This window comes from uncultured Bacteroides sp. (assembly GCF_949298305.1).
Classification (GTDB): domain Bacteria; phylum Bacteroidota; class Bacteroidia; order Bacteroidales; family Bacteroidaceae; genus Bacteroides.
Genome location: NZ_CASFWU010000153.1, coordinates 1 through 3,990, shown reverse-complemented (window position 1 = coordinate 3,990; position 3,990 = coordinate 1). Strand labels below are relative to the sequence as shown.

Sequence of the window (3,990 nt, the reverse complement as noted above, 5' to 3'; positions counted from 1 at the left end):
CGGGTCAGACGCTCGTCGGGCACGGATACCTGGCCCATCTGGGCGTCGATGGTACAGAAGGGGAAGTTTGCCGCCTGCGCCTTGGCGCTGGACAGGCAGTTGAAAAGGGTGGATTTTCCCACGTTGGGAAGGCCCACGATACCTGCTTTTAATGCCATAAGTCTATCTTGTTTTTAGTTATTTAAATTTCGCAAGTTTATTAATAGTTGTAGTTAAGGAGTTAAGAAGTTAAGGAGTTAAGCCAATGCCTTTGTGAAAGGATGCCGGCCATACATTTGAGCTTTCGGCTTTAACTCTTAGAGGGTGTGTCAAAACAAGGGTATCTGAAACTCTCCTCCTTCAGGAAGGAGGAGTACCCGAAGGGTACAAGATGCCGCATGACCTACCACCCCGCCCGTTGGGCACCCCTCCTTCCAGAAGGAGGGGAGTCAGATACCATCACTTCGTTTTGACACACCCCGATAACTCCTTTTAACTCCTTTGACTCCTGCAAGTTTCGCAAGTGCGAAACTTGAGTCAGCTATCGTTCAGTTAATTGCCCGCAAAGATAACGCTTTTTCTTTGTTTCCTGATACGTTTGAGGGGCAATAAACGTTTTCCGGGGGTGGGCGGGGCCGTCGGGCAGGGTGTCGTGGGCCGGCCGTTTTTGCTTGCACAATGTCGGAAAAGGGGGCTTCCGGCTGACAAGCCCTTTTTTCAGAACGGATGAAATGGGGAAACGGCGGATGGAATATATGCAGGAATGTGAATGGTTATACGCGTTTGGGGACGCATTTTTGTATGTTTATTCCGAAAAATGCTTCTGCGGGCCGCGCTCCGTGCTTGTGTCCCGCTTCCGTCGTGCTTGTGCGGCCCGCGGACAATGCTTGTACGGCCCGCGGACCGTGCTTGTGCGGCTTGCGGACATTGCCGGCGGCGGCTGGAATCACCGTTTTTTGCCCGTTGCGGGGCTTCTGTTTTTCTATTTCGTTTGTAAACATTTCGCTATCTCGCTCTGCGTCTGTCCGATGCGGAAACCGGCTTCCAAAAATCCGTCCGCCCCTGCCTGCGGGCCGAAACAGCGCATTCTGGAGCGATAGAAAATGCAAAGTGTCAATTTGCTCACAGCCTCTCCCGGCGGGGCGGGGGGCCGGGGCGTCAGATGAAGAACTTCAGCATGAAGAAGGCGGCCAGGATGTACATCCCGACGGTGAGCTTGCGGTACTTGCCGCAGCAGAGGTTGATGAGCACGTAGGACAGCAGGCCCAGCACGATGCCGTCCGAGATGCTGTAGGAGAAGGGCATGAAGACGATGCAGATGAAGGCCGGTATGGACTCGGAGTAGTCCGTGAAGTCCAAGCGCCTGAGGGGCGACATCATCATCAGCCCCACCAGTATCAGCACGGGGGCGGTGGCGGCTCCGGGGACGGCCAGGAAGAAGGGCGCCAGGAACAGGGCCAGCAGGAAGCAGACGGCCGTGACGAAGGCCGTCAGTCCGCTGCGGCCGCCTTCGTTCACGCCTGCCGCGCTCTCCACGAAGGTGGTCACGGTGCTGGTGCCCAGACAGGAGCCTACGGTGGTGCCGATGGCGTCGGTCAGGAAGGCTTGCTTCAGGCGCGGGATTCTGCCGTCCTTGTCCAGCATGTTGGCCTTGGTGCATACGCCTACCAGCGTGCCGATGGTGTCGAACATGTCCATGAATAGGAACGTGATGACTACGATGACCATTTCTTTGGTGAAGATATGCTCCCACTGGAATTGGAAGAAAATGGGCTTGATGGAGGGCGGAGTGCTGATGATGCCGTCCATGTGGGTCTGTCCCATTGGGATGCCGATGAGCGTGGTGATCAGGATGCCCAGCAGCAGGGCGCCGCGCACCCGCTTGACCAGCAGGATGGAGGTGACGAGCAGGCCGGCCATACCCAGCAGGGCCGGGCCCGAGGTGATGTCGCCCAGGCTGACAAGGGTGGCCTCGTTCTTCGCCACGATGCCTGCATTCTGCAAGCCCAGGAAGGTGATGAACAGGCCGATGCCGCCTCCGATGGCAAGTTTCTGCGAGGGCGGGAGCGCGTTGACAATCTTTTCGCGCAGGTTGCTCACGGTGAGCAGGACGAAGATGATGCCCTCGATGAGGACAGCCGTCAGGGCAAACTGCCAGGAGTAGCCCATCGTCAGGCAGACCGTATAGGCGAAGAATGCGTTCAGCCCCATGCCGGGTGCCAGCCCGAAAGGCAGCTTGGCATAGAAGGCCATCAGCAGGGTGGTGAAGGCTGAGGTCAGGACGGTCGTCGTAAATAGGGCTCCTTTGTCCATACCTGTCACGCTCAGGATGTTGGGGTTGACTGCCAGGATGTAGGCCATGGTCAGGAAGGTGGTGATGCCGGCCAGGACTTCTGTACGGACGCTGGTGATGTGGGGGTTGAAACCGAATAATTTCTTCAGCATAATCTTCAGCATTGAATGGATGGAACATGAATTGAGTCTTCGGGCAGTTCCGTAGTGGGTATGCGGTAGCCGGCCGTAAAAGTAAGCATAATTGGCAAGAAGTTCAAGCGAGTGCTTCACAAACTTATATCAAATCTTTCGTCAGATTGCCGTTGGCGTCGTAGGCGTACTCATCGGCCTGCTTCACGGCGTCCTTGAACTCGAAGCCGTTGTTGTAGGCCGTAGCGGTGGAAGCGTCATCCACCCTGTTCAGCTGGTTGCCATCGAGCGTGAAGGTCAGGTTGTCAATTAAGCCATATCCGCTTGCGGAAGTCTGTCCGTACCGTTGCAAAGCGAGTATGTTCCCGTTCTTGTCGTAGCCTGTCACTTTCTCGGTGAATCGGTTGGCGTTTGTGTTTAGCGAAGTACCTTCGCCATAGACCGCATCCAGCATGCGGTTCAGTCCGTCGTAGGTGAACTTGTAGCCGCGGAGCGTCGTCTCATTTCCGGCTTTCCAGGTCATGCTGCTGATGTTGCCGTTGTAGCAGGGCGTTCCGTTCCCGGTGTTGTAATACAGGTTCTGCGAGAACTTGTTGCCGCTGATGCCCGTCAGCCAGCCGCGGAGGTTGTAGCTGTAGGTCAGTCGGTTGGCGGAACTTCCGTGGTAGTCCGTATGCGACAGTCGGCACAACTCGTCGTATGCATGTGCCAGCAAGGTCTGCTTTACTCCTCCGAAGGTATGCTCCACTTTGGTCAGCCGGTCGGCATGGTCGTAAGTGTAGTCGTAAGCCTCGGTCAGGGTCGGCGCGTTCTGTGCCGTATGCGTGTGTGTGCTGTGCGACGGCCGGTCGGTGAAGCTGTAGGTGGTCTCCGTCGTGTCATATCCTCCGCGAAGGTTGCTGCTCACTTCACGGATCAGGTTTCCCCGCATCGAGTAATAATATGCCTTGTACAGGCGTGTGTCCTGTCCGGGCACATAGACGATGCTTCCCATTTTCCTGCCGCAGCTGTAGTTCCCGACCGGTGCGGGGAAATTCGTGTTGTTGAATCCGGTTCCGGTACGGAAGCTGTAATCGTCGTAAAAGTTGACAAGCTGTAACACGGGCGAAGGGAAGTTGAAGTTGGCCGTATATCCGCATCCGTCAATGCCCGTCCCCGGTCCTGTATATGTACAGATGGTTGCCTGTTCGGCGCCTGCAAAGTTTAACGGAATCTCGCATTCCCCTTTTACCACCAGCCGGTGCGTCTTGTCATACAGGTAAAAGGTCATGAGGTTGGCTGCTTGTTGCTTTTCGTCCTGCGAGAAGAGCATCAGGTCGTTGTTGCCGTATCCATAGTGTATGGTTCCCGTTCCGGGCTTTTTCAGTTCCGTGCATCGTCCCCTTTCGTCGTAGGTGTAGCAGAAGGCATGGAGCGAGAGGTCTGCTTCGTCGGCGGTTTTCGTGACGCGGAGGGTGCGTGCCGGATAGTAACATTATTTACTATAAGTACCTATTGGCGGAATTAATTTGAATTGATAATATGTTTGGAAAGTTGCGCATATCGCTGATTTTTATTAACTTAGTGCTATCCGAATCATTAAGTTTA

The 3,990-nt window shown here is 55.2% G+C and carries 3 protein-coding genes; all 3 read right to left on the bottom strand.

Annotation, left to right across the window (positions count from 1 at the left end):
- Positions 1–158, bottom strand: a 158-nt coding sequence (locus tag Q1Y74_RS13755; RefSeq protein ID WP_300814861.1) for a GTPase, incomplete at its 3' end; no start/stop codon positions are given.
- 979 nt (positions 159–1,137) lie between these two features.
- Positions 1,138–2,424, bottom strand: a complete 1,287-nt coding sequence (locus Q1Y74_RS13750) for an NCS2 family permease (protein ID WP_300814860.1) — start codon at positions 2,422–2,424, stop codon at positions 1,138–1,140.
- Positions 2,425–2,548: 124 nt separating this feature from the next.
- Positions 2,549–3,715 carry a hypothetical protein gene (locus Q1Y74_RS13745; RefSeq protein ID WP_300814859.1) on the bottom strand — a complete coding sequence of 389 codons (1,167 nt, stop codon included), beginning with the start codon at positions 3,713–3,715 and terminating at the stop codon, positions 2,549–2,551.
- Positions 3,716–3,990: the final 275 nt, after the last annotated feature.